Annotated in this window: 13 protein-coding genes; 2 read left to right on the forward strand and 11 right to left on the reverse strand. The window is 67.2% G+C overall.

What is annotated here, in order from left to right; all coding sequences use genetic code 11:
- Window positions 1-51: 51 nt before the first annotated feature.
- The 7 genes from ON34_RS22825 to ON34_RS22855 all read right to left on the reverse strand — a co-directional run bounded on the left by ON34_RS22825 (window position 52) and on the right by ON34_RS22855 (window position 5,239).
- Window positions 52-285: a metallothionein gene (locus tag ON34_RS22825; protein WP_040782682.1), complete on the reverse strand. Its 234-nt coding sequence runs from the start codon at window positions 283-285 to the stop codon at window positions 52-54.
- Window positions 286-440: 155 nt separating this feature from the next.
- On the reverse strand, window positions 441-1,910 hold the full coding sequence (locus ON34_RS22830) for a cytochrome P450 (protein ID WP_040782895.1): 1,470 nt from the start codon (window positions 1,908-1,910) through the stop codon (window positions 441-443).
- A 93-nt stretch (window positions 1,911-2,003) separates the two neighbouring features.
- On the reverse strand, window positions 2,004-2,651 hold the full coding sequence (locus ON34_RS22835; protein WP_051022991.1) for a TetR/AcrR family transcriptional regulator: 648 nt from the start codon (window positions 2,649-2,651) through the stop codon (window positions 2,004-2,006).
- A gap of 48 nt (window positions 2,652-2,699) precedes the next feature.
- The gene (locus tag ON34_RS22840) at window positions 2,700-3,179 is read right to left on the reverse strand and encodes an SRPBCC family protein (RefSeq protein WP_040782684.1); all 480 of its coding nucleotides are present in this window, start codon (window positions 3,177-3,179) and stop codon (window positions 2,700-2,702) included.
- On the reverse strand, window positions 3,176-3,505 hold the full coding sequence (locus ON34_RS22845; protein WP_040782686.1) for an ArsR/SmtB family transcription factor: 330 nt from the start codon (window positions 3,503-3,505) through the stop codon (window positions 3,176-3,178). Before ON34_RS22845 ends, ON34_RS22840 begins: the two co-directional genes overlap by 4 nt.
- Window positions 3,506-3,548: 43 nt before the next feature.
- A complete protein-coding gene (locus ON34_RS22850) occupies window positions 3,549-4,313 on the reverse strand; it encodes a glucose 1-dehydrogenase (RefSeq protein WP_040782687.1) in 765 nt (254 codons plus the stop codon).
- Between the two features lie 80 nt (window positions 4,314-4,393).
- Complete coding sequence (locus tag ON34_RS22855) at window positions 4,394-5,239, reverse strand: helix-turn-helix transcriptional regulator (RefSeq protein ID WP_040782689.1); 846 nt, start codon at window positions 5,237-5,239, stop codon at window positions 4,394-4,396.
- A gap of 159 nt (window positions 5,240-5,398) precedes the next feature.
- Between ON34_RS22855 and ON34_RS22860 the strand changes: the two genes are divergently transcribed.
- Window positions 5,399-6,556, forward strand: a complete 1,158-nt coding sequence (locus ON34_RS22860; RefSeq protein WP_040782691.1) for a phage tail tip lysozyme — start codon at window positions 5,399-5,401, stop codon at window positions 6,554-6,556.
- A gap of 88 nt (window positions 6,557-6,644) precedes the next feature.
- Here ON34_RS22860 and ON34_RS22865 read toward each other — a convergent pair whose 3' ends face one another.
- Both ON34_RS22865 and ON34_RS22870 read right to left on the reverse strand, forming a co-directional pair.
- Window positions 6,645-6,836 (reverse strand): ferredoxin, encoded by a 192-nt coding sequence (locus tag ON34_RS22865; RefSeq protein WP_040782898.1) that lies wholly within the window; start codon window positions 6,834-6,836, stop codon window positions 6,645-6,647.
- A gap of 36 nt (window positions 6,837-6,872) precedes the next feature.
- Window positions 6,873-8,099 carry a cytochrome P450 gene (locus tag ON34_RS22870; RefSeq protein WP_040782693.1) on the reverse strand — a complete coding sequence of 409 codons (1,227 nt, stop codon included), beginning with the start codon at window positions 8,097-8,099 and terminating at the stop codon, window positions 6,873-6,875.
- A 134-nt stretch (window positions 8,100-8,233) separates the two neighbouring features.
- Between ON34_RS22870 and ON34_RS22875 the strand changes: the two genes are divergently transcribed.
- Window positions 8,234-11,395, forward strand: coding sequence for an ATP-binding protein (locus tag ON34_RS22875; protein ID WP_040782696.1), 3,162 nt, complete (start codon window positions 8,234-8,236; stop codon window positions 11,393-11,395).
- Here the strand turns inward: ON34_RS22875 and ON34_RS22880 are convergent.
- Both ON34_RS22880 and ON34_RS22885 read right to left on the reverse strand, forming a co-directional pair.
- The gene (locus tag ON34_RS22880; protein WP_040782699.1) at window positions 11,379-12,122 is read right to left on the reverse strand and encodes an ABC transporter permease; all 744 of its coding nucleotides are present in this window, start codon (window positions 12,120-12,122) and stop codon (window positions 11,379-11,381) included. The genes ON34_RS22875 and ON34_RS22880 overlap by 17 nt on opposite strands.
- The gene (locus ON34_RS22885; RefSeq protein WP_040782701.1) at window positions 12,119-13,060 is read right to left on the reverse strand and encodes a daunorubicin resistance protein DrrA family ABC transporter ATP-binding protein; all 942 of its coding nucleotides are present in this window, start codon (window positions 13,058-13,060) and stop codon (window positions 12,119-12,121) included. The genes ON34_RS22880 and ON34_RS22885 overlap by 4 nt, the downstream gene beginning before the upstream one ends.
- Window positions 13,061-13,211 lie beyond the last annotated feature (151 nt).

Genomic DNA, 13,211 nt, shown 5'->3' on the forward strand with positions numbered 1-13,211 from the left:
CCGTCGTGCGCGAGAGCGCACTGTGTCCTCGGTTCGCTCGCTGACGCTCGCTCACACGTGATCGACCAGGGCCGGGTGGCCTGCTTCGTGGGCGCAGTGCGCGCAGCAGAAGTACTCACCGCGCGCCTCGACACCGTGCCCCAGGATTCGGCACGAACAGTGCGTGCACGTCGGGGCCATCGCGTTGATCGCGCATTCGAAGCTGTCGAAGATGGCGGATTCGCCGTCCCGGGTGATGGTGAATGTCTTGTCGTACTCGTTACCGCAGGTGGCGCAGGTGGCCATGGGAAATCACCGGTCCTCTCGAGTCGATGGACAGCTCGTCGAGATTCGCGGTACCCGCCGGAGACGACGCAAAACGAAGCGCGGCAGGTATCGCTGCGACGCGAGCGCTTCGCACATGCCATGGCCCGCGCAGACGGTGCGATCGGCGACGATCCTCATCGGCCGATCCGTTCCAGCCGGATCGGCAGACCGTCGGCCGGCATCGGGCCGGTCCCCGCGACCAGCGGTACCCGGTAGCCGTCCGGCACACTCCAGCGGTATCGCAACAGCATTTGGTGCACAAGGGCTTTCACCGTCATACCGCCGAAGTAGAGGCCGATACATTTGTGCGCGCCACCGCCGAACGGCGCCCACGCGAAGCGATGGGACTTGTCCTCACGGCGGTGGTCGGCGAAACGCTCCGGGTCGAACTCGTCGGCATCGTGCCAGTACTCCTCGGTGCGCATGATGGCGTAGGTGCCGCACAGGACGAGCGTCCCTTTCGGGACGTAGTAGCCGAGGATGTCGGTGTCGGTGACCGTCTCGCGGATCTGCTGGGCCACCGGCGAATAGATCCGCAACGCCTCCTTGAACGCGAGATCGAGCGAGGGCAACCGGTCCAGATCGTCGTAGCCGAGTGCGGGCTTGCCCAGCGCGACGGATTCGGCGCGCAGCCGCTGCTGCCATTCCGGATGTCGGCCGAGCTCGTAGACCAGCATGGACGCGGCGATGGTGCTGGTGTCGTGGGCGGCCATCATCACGAAGATCATGTGCTCGACCACCTCGGCGTCGGTGAAGGTCTCGCCGTCCTCGGTGCTGGCCCGGCACAGCACGCTGAACAGGTCGTTGCCGTCGCCGGCCCGTTTGGCGGGCAACGCGCGGCGGAAGTGTTGTTCGAGCACCCGCCGCCCGCGCAAGCCGCGAGCCCACACCCCACCGGGGACGTTGGTCCGGATCAGCGCCGCGCCACCGCGCACCGCGTCCTCGAAGGCACGCTCCAGCCGGGCGGCCTCCGCGCCCAGCTCAGCGCCCGCGAAGACCTCGGTGGCCTGCTGGAGCAGCAGTTTCTTGATCGCACGATAGACGCGGAAGTCCGCGCCCGGCCGCCAGTCCGCGATGCCGCGGGTGATCCGCGGCGTGGTCAGGTCGAGATAGCCGATCAATCGCGGCCGGGTGAACGCCTGCTGCATGATGCGCCGATGGAACCGGTGCTCGTCGAAATCACGCAGCAGCAGCCCGCCGCGAAAGAACGGGCCGATCAGGAATTCCCAGCCGCGCTGGGCCGACAGCGCCTTGTTCCGGTCCAGCATCACCGCCTGGAGTCCCTCCGGGCTGGCGATCCCGACCATGCGGCGCCCGAGCAGGCCGAACCATTGGATCGGACCCAATTTCTCCGATCTCGTCCGCGCGAAGTGGATCGGGTCGGCCAACGCCTGCAAGGTGTAGCCGATGCCGGGCAGTCCGAAGTCACCCGGCACCGGTTTGAGTCCGCTGCCGGGTGGCGGATCGGCCAGCGGCCGAACCGGCGCCGGATAACGTTCGGCGAGCCGCGCGCCCGCCCGCTGCGCATGCCAGGCCCACGTCGCCCGCGCCTGGCGGACCGTACCGGAGACCTCGTTGATCGATTGCGGCACAAGCAGACTCATGACGGTCATCCCTTCGCGACACTGCGACGGTTCGACCCTATAGGAAACAGCCGTATGGGACTGCTCGTCCGATAGGCGCAGGGGCCGCTCGTCTCACCGGGCGGCCGGATCCTCCCGCACCAGCTTCGTGATCAGCTGCGACATCAGCGGTTCCCGCAAACCCGGTAGGCCGCCGAAATCGCCCGCGACGATTCGGTTGGTCGCCAGCGCGACGACCGCGCCGATCACCGCCTCGGCCACCACCCGCTGCTCCGGCAGGCTCGCGCCGAGCGCCGCGGCGAATCCATCCACCAAACCGGACTGTGTGGCCAATCGCCGCTGCAGCACCGCCGTCCCCGCCGCGTACACCTCCACCAGGAAGACCTTGGCCACCTCGGGTTCCTGCGCGAGCGTCGAGAAGTAGGCGTCCAGTGCGCGGTCGATGCGTTCCAGCGCGGGACCGCTGGACGTGAGCGCGGCCCCGATCCGGCTCATCACGATCTCCACGGCCATGTCGTAGGCGGCGAGAAAGCATGCCTCCTTGTTCGCGAAATGCTGATAGAACGTCATCCGGGAGACACCGGCACGCTCGAGCACGTCCGCGACCGTCACCGCGGCATACCCTTTCCGCGCCGCGGCCTCGATCATGCCCACCAGCATGCGAGCCCGCTGCGCGGCCACCACCTCTTCCGGCGCGATCCCATGGTTGCCGCCGTGCAGCTTCCCGCCCGCGCGCGCCTTCAGTACCGATCCTGGCTCCACCATCCGATGCTAAGCACTCGCGCGGCCACGGTGCCCGTAAATGGCCGGTCAGCCTTGTGCTTCAGCGGTTTCGGCGAACAGCTCGAGCACCGTGCCCCATCCGCCGCCACGTTCGACGATCGTGTCGTGGATGGCTTTGCCGTCGACGAGGCGGTCGAGATGGCGGTGTTCGAGTTCGACGCTGGTTTGATTCGGGCCTTCCGGGGTGAAGCGGACCTCGATCTCGCTCGCATGCGCGGGATCGGGGTCGTATTGCCAGTGGCCGTTGATCTGCCAGGTCACGACCAGCCGGTGCGGTGGCTCCCAGGTGAGTACGCGGCCCCAGTCGCATTCGGTCCCGTCGACGCCGCGCTCGTACCAGCGTCCGCCCTCGCCGGTTTCGAGGATCGCGTCGGCCATCTCGGCCTGGCCGATGTGGTAGGCAGCGGGCCACCAGCTGCCGAACGATTCGGTGAAGAAGGCGAAGGCTTTCTCGATCGGCATCGCCACGCTGGCTTTGCCTTGCAGGGTGGGAAGGGTCGTGGTCATGAGGTCTCCTGTTCGGGATCGGCCGCCGCGTCCGCGGCCTTCTGAAAACTGGTCAGCGCGTCGTCCCAGATCCGCTGGAAGTACGCCTGGATCGCGGCCAATCCGTCCGGGTTGATCCGGTAGATGCGCCGCGTGCCCTCCGGTGTGGCCACCACCAGTCCCCCGTCCTTGAGCACCCGCAGATGCTGGGAAACGGCCTGGCGGGTGATCGGCAACGACTCGGCCAGATCGCCGACCGAGGACGGTCGCCGTGCGAGTCGTTCGAAGATCGCCTGCCGCATCGGATCCCCGAGGATCGTCAGCTCGACATCTCTGAAAGCAGCCACGTACGCAAGTCTGCGCTTTCAAAAGCTCCCTGGCAAGGGTTTGTCACAGCATCCCCGCCGGGATGGCGGAGATCAGGCCGCCGTCGACCAGCAGGTCCTGTCCGTTGATGTAGGACGCTTCATCGGAGGCGAGGAACGCGACCGCGGCGGCGATCTCGCCGGGCTCGCCGATGCGGCCTGCCGCGACCCCGCTGCCGATGGCAGCCTGGGCCTCGGCCGAGATCTCGGCCCGGAACGCCGGCGTATCGACGTAGCCGGGGCTCACCGAGTTGACCCGGATCCTCCTCGGCGCGAGTTCGGCCGCAAGGGTCCGGGTGAGGTTGTGCACCGCTGCCTTGGTCGCCGAGTAGAGAGCAGCGGAAGGCATCCCCCGATGCAGCCCGAACGACGAGTTGATCACGATCGCGGCTTGATCGGACAGCAGCGGCAGCGTCTTCTGGATGGTGAAGAACGCCGCTTTGAAGTTGATGTCCACGACACGATAGAACTCCGCCTCGGTGACCTCTTCGATGGGCTGGAACGCGCCGATTCCCGCGTTGGCGAACACGACATCCAGCCGCCCATACCGATCCTGAATGGTTGTCGCCAGTGTTTCGAGATCGGCGAGACTCGCTGCGTTACCGGGGATCGCGAGGACCCGCTCGCCGAGCTCCTCGACTGCGGCATCGAGCCGGGTCTTGTCGCGTCCGGTGATGATGACCAGCGCGCCTTCGGCGAGCAACCGGCGCGCCGCGGCCAAGCCCATGCCGCTGGAACCTCCGGTGATCAGTGCGATCTTGCCGTCGAATCGGAAGCTGTTGTGTGCCATGGCCACAGCGTGCCAACCCGCGCGGCGGGCAAACAGTGCGCAGTTATCGTGGGTTCGGCACCACCACGTTCGGACTCCGGTCAAGCCGGGGCGGCGAGACGGATGCGGTGCAGTCGTTCGAGCCGGGCCGCGGTGTCGGTGCCCGGTCGCGGGTTGTACAACACGAGGTGCCAGCAGGGATGATCGGCGACCGTCAGGGTCGTCGCGTCGAAGAACAGCGCACCGGCCTCGGGATGGCGCAGCGCGTTCACCGCCTGGCTCGCGACGCCGACCTCGTGGCGCGCCCACAACTCCGCGAATTCGGGGCTTGCCGCGCTGAGGTCGTCCACAATCCTCCGGAACTCGGGGTGGTCGGCGCAGTGCGCCGTATCGGCGCGGTAGGCGGCCACGACCGCGGGAGCAGCCGCCGCCCAGACATCGCGCATGGCGCGGTATCGGGGATTGGTGAAGAACGTGACCAAGCAGTTGTGTTCGGAGTCGTCGTAGCCGAACACCGTCCGAGCACTATCGTTGAACGCCAGCACATTCCAGTACCGGTCGCGCAACACCGCTGGTCGCCGCTCCCACCCATCGAGCAGTTGCCGCACTTCGGGAGTCACCTCGGCAGCGGGCGCCGCACCGGCGGGCGGCGGATTGAGACCCGCCAGCAGATACAGGTGCACCCGCTCCGGCTCACTCAGCAGCAGGGCCCCGGCGATCGCATCGAGGACCTCGGCCGACACCGTGATATCGCGCCCCTGCTCGAGCCAGGTGTACCAGGACACCCCGACACCGGCCAGCGCGGCGACCTCTTCGCGCCGCAGCCCAGGAGTACGTCGCCGCCCCGCCGCGACGAGACCGACATCACTCGGCGCCAGCCGCGCCCGACGAGAGCGCAGAAAGTCCCGGAGCTGCTCGCGGCGCCGATGCGCGGGTTCGCTGGTCATGATTCACGGTAACAACGGCGGCACGCACAGTTCCACGTCGACGGCCAGCCGGGCCTTTGCCCGGTTCACCGGACCAGCTCGGCAGCCGTTCCCACAACCGGGAACATCCGATACTCGACGTGTATCGACGTGGTCTGCCTGGGTGAGAGCGAGGCGCCGATGAGTCCCGACGGCACCAAGCGGCTGGGCGATTTGCACGAGCTTCCGGCCTGCGCACCGGCGGGATTGAAAGCTCTGTTCACCGCGGCCGAGGGGATTATTCAAACCCAAGTCCAGTTGCTGGGGTCGGGCACACCGTCCAAGGCTCCCGATCTGCGTCAGCTGCTGCGCGCTCGAGGAATCGCCAAACCCGAGGACCAGTCGACAATGATCGACCGATATGGCGACAACAAAGACAAGATGGAGAACGTCACGTCGGGCATCAACCGCAAGGACGACGGCATCGTCGTGCAGACCGCTGGGATCGGGGAGGTCGTCACGAAGGCTTACGGCGCCATCGACACCGCGGTGGGGGAGCTCAACGGAAAGATCGATGCCTCCCACAACGCGGTGCGGACCGTGACCGAAAAAACCGGCGAGCCGGAGACGGATGAGCACGGAAACGTCAAGAAAGAACTGCCGAAAGAAATAATCAACGGCCTGTTCACGGGTGTCTGGAGTACGTTGAACACGACATACACCCAGGTCAGCGGCGTCTCGGACCAGGCAGCGGCCGCGGCGCTCCAGATCCGCGGCGACGAGCCGAGCTTCACCCCCACATCCGGCAACAACAACAGCGGCATTCAGCCGGTGTCGTACCCCACCTCGGGGTACAACGGAACCACCCCGTGGACCCGCAACTCGGGTTCGATGGGCACCGCGATCATTCCCACCGCGGACAAGCCTGACGCGATGGCAATGATGGAATACCTCATCAACACACACCATTTCACCCCGGCGCAGGCGGCGGGAATCGTCGCCAACGCGAAGTTCGAGTCAGGTTTCCGGGTCGATGCCACGGGTGACGACGGAACGGCCAAAGGCATCTTCCAGTGGCGTTTCGACCGAGAAGCGGGGCTCAGGACGTTCGCGAGCAAGCCAGGCGAGAGTCTCGGCAACTGGGAGACCCATGTCGACTACATGGCTCAGGAATTGCGCACCGACCCCGCCTATCAACGCGCCGAAACCCTTATCGACTCGAACCCGAACGACCCCCGTGCGGTGGCGGAGGCCTTCGACCGGTATTACGAGAAGAGCTCCGGATCCTCGATCAACGACCGGCGCGAATACGCGGCGGGCCTCCTGAACGAGTGGAACAAATCCCACCTCGCCGTCTGAAGCCGGGGACGTGAGCACCCATGTCAGCTATTGCTGACCGGCGCGCTCACGTGAGCCGTGCCCGCGCAATACCGAACAGCGTCCAGCCTCAGGACTCGTCGAGTGCGAGTGCCCCGGACGGGCACGCCTCCACGGCCTCCCGCACAGCGGCGTGACTGCGCTGCGGTTCTGGGTCGACCAACCGCACCCTGCCGTCGTCCTCCTGATCGAAGACCTCGGACGCGATGAGAGCGCACATGCCCGAGCCGATACAGCGCTCCCGATCCGCAACGATTCGCATTCTCGTCATCTCCTTCGTGTCGCTCGGCCGACGGTTCTATCGGGCCGATTCCGTCCAGGTGACCGGCAGTTCATGGACGCCGTAGATGTTCATGTCGGTCCTGAGTCGCACTTCGCCGGCGGGGATGGCGAGTTCGAGGGTGGGGAAGCGACGCAGCAGTCCGGCGAAACCGGCGCGCATCTCGATGCGGGCCAGTTGCTGACCGAGGCATTGGTGGACGCCGTGGCCGAAGGACAGGTGACCGCGGGCCTTGCGGTGGAAGTCCAGGGTGTCGGGGTTGTCGAAGCGCCGCGGGTCGCGGTTGGCGGCCAGCAACGAGACGACGACGGTCGATCCCTTGGGGATCGTCTCACCGCCGAGTTCGATGTCGTCGGTGGCGTAGCGATAGAAGATGTCGGCAACGGACAGGTAGCGCATGAGTTCCTCGACGGCGTCGGGCAGCAGATCCGGGTCGGCGCGCAGTTCCGCCAGCTGCTCGGGGTGCTCCAAGAGCGCGAAGGTGCCCAGTGCCAGCATGTTGGCGGTGGTCTCGTGGCCCGCGAGCAGCAGCAGGAAGGCGATGCCGGTCAGCTCCTCGATGGTGAGGTCGTCATGGCGGGCCAAGTCGGACAGCAGGTCGTCGCCGGGTTCGGCGCGTTTGCGCGTGACCAGTTCGGCGAGGTACGTGGTCATCGCGCCGTACGCGGCCATCTTCTCCTCGAGCGACTGGTCCTTGACCAGGAACTTGGCGGAGTTGACCTGGAAGTTCTCCCGGTCCGCGTAGGGCACACCGAGCAGTTCGCAGATCACCAGCGAGGGCACCGGCAGCGCGAACTCCTTGACCAGGTCGACCGGCGGCGCGAGGCGCGCCATCTCGTCCAGTCGCCGCTCGACGATGTCGCCGATGTGCTCTTCGAGCATTTTCATGCGTCTGACGGTGAAGGCGCCGATGAGCTTGCGCCGCAACCGGGTGTGGTCCGGCGGGTCCATGGCGATGAACAAGCCCGGTATCTGCGGGGACGGCTCGGTAGCGGCGGGTATGCCGGGGGTCTCGTACGGCACGTGGACGATGCCGATGTCCTGGCGGGAGCTGAATCGGGTGTCGGCCAGGAGCTGGCGGACCGCGTCGTAGCCGGTGACGAGCCAGCCCTCGTGACCGTCGGGGAAGAGGAGGGGACTGACCGGGCGAACCTCGCGCAGCCGGGTGATCTCGCGGGGCGGGTCGAAGGGCCCCGCATCGCGAGTCATCGGGAGGCCGCGCGGGATGGAAGACGTTTCACTCATGCGACCACGATCACCAGCGAACCTGACATACGACTGTCACGGCTCTGACACCGGCCTGATCGACCAGCCCAGGGGCCGGTACCGCGGCAACTTTCCGCGCCGCGTCAGCAGATCGCCGTGGCAAGATCTGCCAGGTGCAGATCGGGATACTCGGACCATTCGAGATTCGCACGGACGACGGCGCTTTCGCCGACGTACCGGGCGCGCGGCTGCGCGGGCTGCTGATCGCGCTCGCGCTCGAACCAGGTCACCCGGTCCCGAAGGCGACGCTCATCGACTGGATCTGGGGTGAACGGCCGCCATCCGACGCGGCGAATGCCTTGCAACAGTTGGTTTCCCGGCTGCGAAAGGTGCTGCCGGAAGGGCTGGTCGAGGGACAGACGGACGGATACCGGTTGCGGGTGGAACCCGACGCTGTCGACGCCGTGCGGTTCGAACGCCTCATCGCCCAGGCGCACAAGGACGAGGACCTACGACGGGTAGAGCGGCTGCGCGAGGCTCTCGCATTGTGGCGCGGTGCGGCGATGCAGGACGTCGGTCTGCAGGAGAGTGCGGCGTTCGACGCGGCGGTCACCCGGCTGGAAGGGCTGCGCCTGGCTGCCATGGAGGACCGGTTCGACGCGGAGATCGGTCTCGGCCACGGTGCGGAGCTGGTCACGGAACTGACCGACTCGGTGGCCGCGCATCCGGTGCGTGAACGGCTTGTCGCCGCGCTGATGCGTGCCCTCGTCGCGACCGGTCGCGACACCGATGCGCTGCTCGTGTACGAGCGCACGAGAGAGACCCTGGCCGACGAGCTGGGCGTCGACCCCTCCCCCGAGCTGTCCGCATTGCACGTCGCACTGCTGCGGGGTGAGCTGGGACGGCGGGAGAAGAACCGCAAGACCAACTTGCGTGCCGAGCTGACCAGCTTCGTCGGCAAGGACGCTGATGTCGCCGCGGTCCGCGAACTCAACGCCGACCATCGGCTCACCACCCTGATCGGGCCGGGCGGCTCGGGGAAGACCAGACTGGCCACAGAAACCGCGCGCACACTGCTCGGCGACCTGCCGGACGGGGCCTGGCTGGTCGAACTCGCGGCCGTCGGCGCCGACGGTGACAAGGGGGCCGGGAACAACGTCGCGCAAGCGACGCTCGCCGCGCTCGGACTGCGGGACGCGCTGCTCGGCGAGGCGCCGGACGCGGAGCCGACGGATCGGGTCATCGCCGCGGTCCGCGAGCGGGCGATGCTGCTGGTTCTGGACAACTGCGAGCACGTGATCGAGTCCGCGGCGACCTTCGCCCATCGAATGCTCGGAGAGTGCAGGCGGCTGCGGATCCTCGCGACGAGCAGGGAACCCCTCGGCATCACCGGCGAGGCGCTGTGGCCGGTCGTGCCCCTGGCCCTGCCGAAGGGGGACGCCGGGCCCGGCGAGATCGAGTCCTCCCCGGCCGTCCAGCTGCTGTTGGACCGAGCCAGGGCGGTGCGCAAGGACCTCGCGACCGACGCCCACACATTGTCGACTTTGGCCCGCGTCTGCCGGGCGCTGGACGGGATGCCCCTGGCGATCGAACTCGCCGCGGCCAGGTTGCGCACCATGTCCCTCGATCAGCTCGCCCATCGGCTCGACGACCGGTTCCGCTTGCTGACCGGCGGCAGCCGTACCGCTCTGCCACGGCACCGGACGCTGCGCGCGGTGATCGATTGGAGCTGGGAGCTGCTCACCGACGCCGAACGGATGGTCCTGCGCAGGCTCTCGGTGTTCTCGGGCGGGGCGAGTCTGGAAGCAGCCGAGCGGATCTGCGCGGGCACGGGGGCGGGCGAGGAGTGGGAAGTGCTCGAGTTGCTCACCGCGCTGACCGAGAAATCGCTCGTGGTCACCGATGGTGAGGGGGCGCCGCGCTATCGGATGCTCGGCACGATCAAGGAGTACGCCGAGCAGCGTCTCGCGGAGGCAGGGGAATCGGATCCGGCACGCCGGGCGCATCTCGCGTACTTCACCGAACTCGCCGAAACAGCGGATCCGCATCTGCGCCGCGCCGAGCAATTGGAATGGCTCGCCACGCTCGACGCAGAGCACGACAATATCGCTGCCGCGATGCGCGGTGCGCTCGCGGCCGGCGAGGCAGATGGGGCGATGCGGCTCGCCGCTGCCGCCGGCTGGTACTGGTGGCTCGGCGGACACAAGGCGGAGGGCAACGAGCTGATCATGGCGGCCACGGCCCTGCCCGGCGAGGTTGCCGACGAGGTCCGGGCCGTGGTGTACGGATTCGTCATCCAGTTCGTGATTTCCGGGCCGCAGAGTGACCAGTACCGGGCGGAGGAGTGGATCCGCAAAGCTTACGAACTCAGCCGACGTGTACAGAGCCGCCATCCGGTGCTGAGGTTCGCCGCCCCACTGGAACGCATGTTACAAGGGCCGGACGCGATCCTGCCCGCGTGGGAACCGCTGCTGGGCGACAAGGATCCCTGGGTACGCGCCATAGGTCGGCTACAGCTCGGCAAGATGCGGATCCAGCTCGGCCAGGGCGGCCGGGATGTGGACGCATGTCTCGACACGGCGCTCACCGAGTTTCGCGCGCTCGGCGAACGGTGGGGTATTTCGTTCGCCCAAACCGAGCTGGCGAATCGAATCGCCATGCGCGGCGAGTTCGCCGGTGCCTGCGAGCTTTACGAACAGGCGATCGCGGTCGTCACCGAAGTCGGCGCCATCGAGGATGTCGTGCCGATGCGGTCACGGCAGGCCCAGTTGTACTGGCTGCTGGGCGATGCGGACTCGAGCGCGGCGGCCATGGCCGAAGCGCAGCGGTCCGCGGAACGAGTCGCCTGGCCGAATGTGCTGGCCGAGCTGGCGCTGTCGAAGGCGGAGCTCGCGCGCTGGAGCGGCGACGCCGAGCAGGCACACCGGCAACTCGACGTCGCGACAGCGCTGCTGGGCGATGACGCCGATCGGGCGATCGGCCGCGTAATGAAACACGATCTGCTCGGCTACCTTGCCGAGGATCTCGACGAGGCCCGTGAACACCGCGTCGCAGAAGTTCAAGCGGTGTCCGAGGCGGGGCACGCGCCCTTGATCGCCCAGGTGCTCGTCGGGATCGCGGATCTGGCGCTGCGTGAGCACCAGTACGAGCAAGCCGCGCGCCTGCTCGCGGCGAGCGCCGCCGTGCGCGGTCTGCCGGATCGCTCCCAACCGGATGTGGCCAGGATCGAGCAGGCCGCGCGAAGTCGCCTCGGTGACACGCGGTTCACCGAGGCGACGCAGGAGGGGGCGCAGGCCAGCTGGCAGGAGTTGGTCGCGGTCACGCTCGCTTGCTGAACGTGGAACGCGCCCAGAGGTACCCGACGAGAGCGATCCCGGTGCACCAGGCGACGGCGATGATCGCATCGCCGGTGTCGGGTGAGCCGCCCAGCAGTCCGCGCAAGGTTTCGATGATCGGCGTGAAGGGCTGGTACTCCGCGAACTGCCGCAGGCCCGGCCCCATCTTCTCCGCCGGCACTATCGCGCTGCTGAAGAACGGCAGCATGACCAGCGGCACGGAGGCCATACCCGCCGTTTCCGGAGACTTCGCCGCCAATCCCAAGGCGACCGTGAGCCAGCTGGCCGCGAAACCGAGCAGCACGACGATACCCGCCACGCCGAGCCAGTCGAGGAAACTCGCCGCCGGGCTGAATCCCAGCAGGAAAGCCACTCCGATGAGGGCCACGATGGCGATCAGATTGGTCAGCACCGTGGCGATCACATGACCGCTCAACACCGCGCCACGGGAGACGTCCATGACCTTGAATCGGTTGATGATGCCCGTCGTCATGTCGGAGTTCACCGACGTCGCGGTGGCCCCCAGCCCGTAGCAGACGGCCAGCAGGATCAGTCCCGGTGTCGCGTAGTCGATGTAGTCGACACCGACGTCGAAGGCGTCGCCGAACATGTACACGAACATCAACATGATGATGATCGGCATCAGGACCGCGTTGAACACCGAAGTCGGGTTCCGGGCGATGTGTTTGACGTTGCGGCGCAGCATCACCATCGAATGGGATTTCATTTCGCTTCCGCCTCCGTGGCGTGGCCCGTCAGGGCGAGGAAAACGTCGTCTAGGTCGGGTGTGTGCACGGAGAACTCGTCGGCGCTGAGCGAGTACTCGTCGAGCCTGTCCAGCAGAGCCCGCAGCGATGTCGTCCCGCCATCGCTGGGAACCCGCAGGGTCAGTGCCTCGTGGTCCGCCGTGGAGTCGGGGAAGAGACGCGCGGCCGCGTCGAGTTGGGAGACGTGGGTGAACCGGAGCCGGACGTGCGTCCCGGGGATCTGGCGCTTCAGGTCGTCCGGAGTGCCCTGGGCGACCAGGCGGCCCTGGTCGAGCACCGCGATCCGGTCGGCGAGCTGATCGGCTTCCTCGAGGTACTGGGTGGTGAGGAAGATGGTCACGCCGTCGGCCACCAGGTCACGGATGATCGACCACATCGTGCGACGGCTGCGCGGGTCCAGACCCGTCGTCGGCTCGTCCAGGAAGATGATCCGCGGGTTGCCGACGAGCGTCATCGCCAGGTCCAGCTTCCGGCGCATACCGCCGGAGTAGGTCGACGCGGGTTTGTTCGCCGCCTCCACCAGATCGAAGCGTTCCAGCAGCTCCGCGACCGTCTGCTGGCCGTCTTCGGCGGAGACCCCGTTGAGGTCCACCATCAGCCGCAGGTTCTCCTGCCCCGTCAGCAACTCGTCCACCGCCGCGAACTGGCCGGTGACTCCGATCGCCGCGCGCACCGCCTTCGCCTCGGTCGCGATGTCATGTCCGGCAACGCGTACCGACCCGCCATCGGCTTTTATCAACGTGCTCAGCACATTCACCGTCGTCGTCTTACCCGCTCCATTCGGACCGAGCAGGGAGAAGACCGTTCCCGCACGGACATCCAAATCGATGCCGTCGAGCACAACCTTGTCCCCATATTTCTTCCGCAGCCCTGACACCGCGATCGCTGTATTACTCATGCGACCACCATCGGCACCCGGCCTGACACCGACCTGTCACGCGCCTGACACGGTGTGCTACCGCGTCGTGCCAGGCCGCGCAACGTCCTGTCCTGGCGCGACCAGGCGTAACACCGTCTCAGTGGCAGTGTCAGGCGGGTGTCAGGGGGGT

This window comes from Nocardia pneumoniae NBRC 100136 (assembly GCF_000308755.1).
Classification (GTDB): domain Bacteria; phylum Actinomycetota; class Actinomycetes; order Mycobacteriales; family Mycobacteriaceae; genus Nocardia; species Nocardia pneumoniae.

What these genes read in the sequence shown, in the direction of transcription:
- ON34_RS22825 (WP_040782682.1), bottom strand. Translation starts at nt 285, where the DNA reads ATGGCCACCTGCGCCACCTGCGGTAACGAGTACGACAAGACATTCACC.
- ON34_RS22830 (WP_040782895.1), bottom strand. Translation starts at nt 1,910, where the DNA reads ATGAGTCTGCTTGTGCCGCAATCGATCAACGAGGTCTCCGGTACGGTC.
- ON34_RS22840 (WP_040782684.1), bottom strand. Translation starts at nt 3,179, where the DNA reads ATGACCACGACCCTTCCCACCCTGCAAGGCAAAGCCAGCGTGGCGATG.
- ON34_RS22850 (WP_040782687.1), bottom strand. Translation starts at nt 4,313, where the DNA reads ATGGCACACAACAGCTTCCGATTCGACGGCAAGATCGCACTGATCACC.
- ON34_RS22855 (WP_040782689.1), bottom strand. Translation starts at nt 5,239, where the DNA reads ATGACCAGCGAACCCGCGCATCGGCGCCGCGAGCAGCTCCGGGACTTT.
- ON34_RS22860 (WP_040782691.1), top strand. Translation starts at nt 5,399, where the DNA reads ATGAGTCCCGACGGCACCAAGCGGCTGGGCGATTTGCACGAGCTTCCG.
- ON34_RS22865 (WP_040782898.1), bottom strand. Translation starts at nt 6,836, where the DNA reads ATGCGAATCGTTGCGGATCGGGAGCGCTGTATCGGCTCGGGCATGTGC.
- ON34_RS22870 (WP_040782693.1), bottom strand. Translation starts at nt 8,099, where the DNA reads ATGAGTGAAACGTCTTCCATCCCGCGCGGCCTCCCGATGACTCGCGAT.
- ON34_RS22880 (WP_040782699.1), bottom strand. Translation starts at nt 12,122, where the DNA reads ATGAAATCCCATTCGATGGTGATGCTGCGCCGCAACGTCAAACACATC.
- ON34_RS22885 (WP_040782701.1), bottom strand. Translation starts at nt 13,060, where the DNA reads ATGAGTAATACAGCGATCGCGGTGTCAGGGCTGCGGAAGAAATATGGG.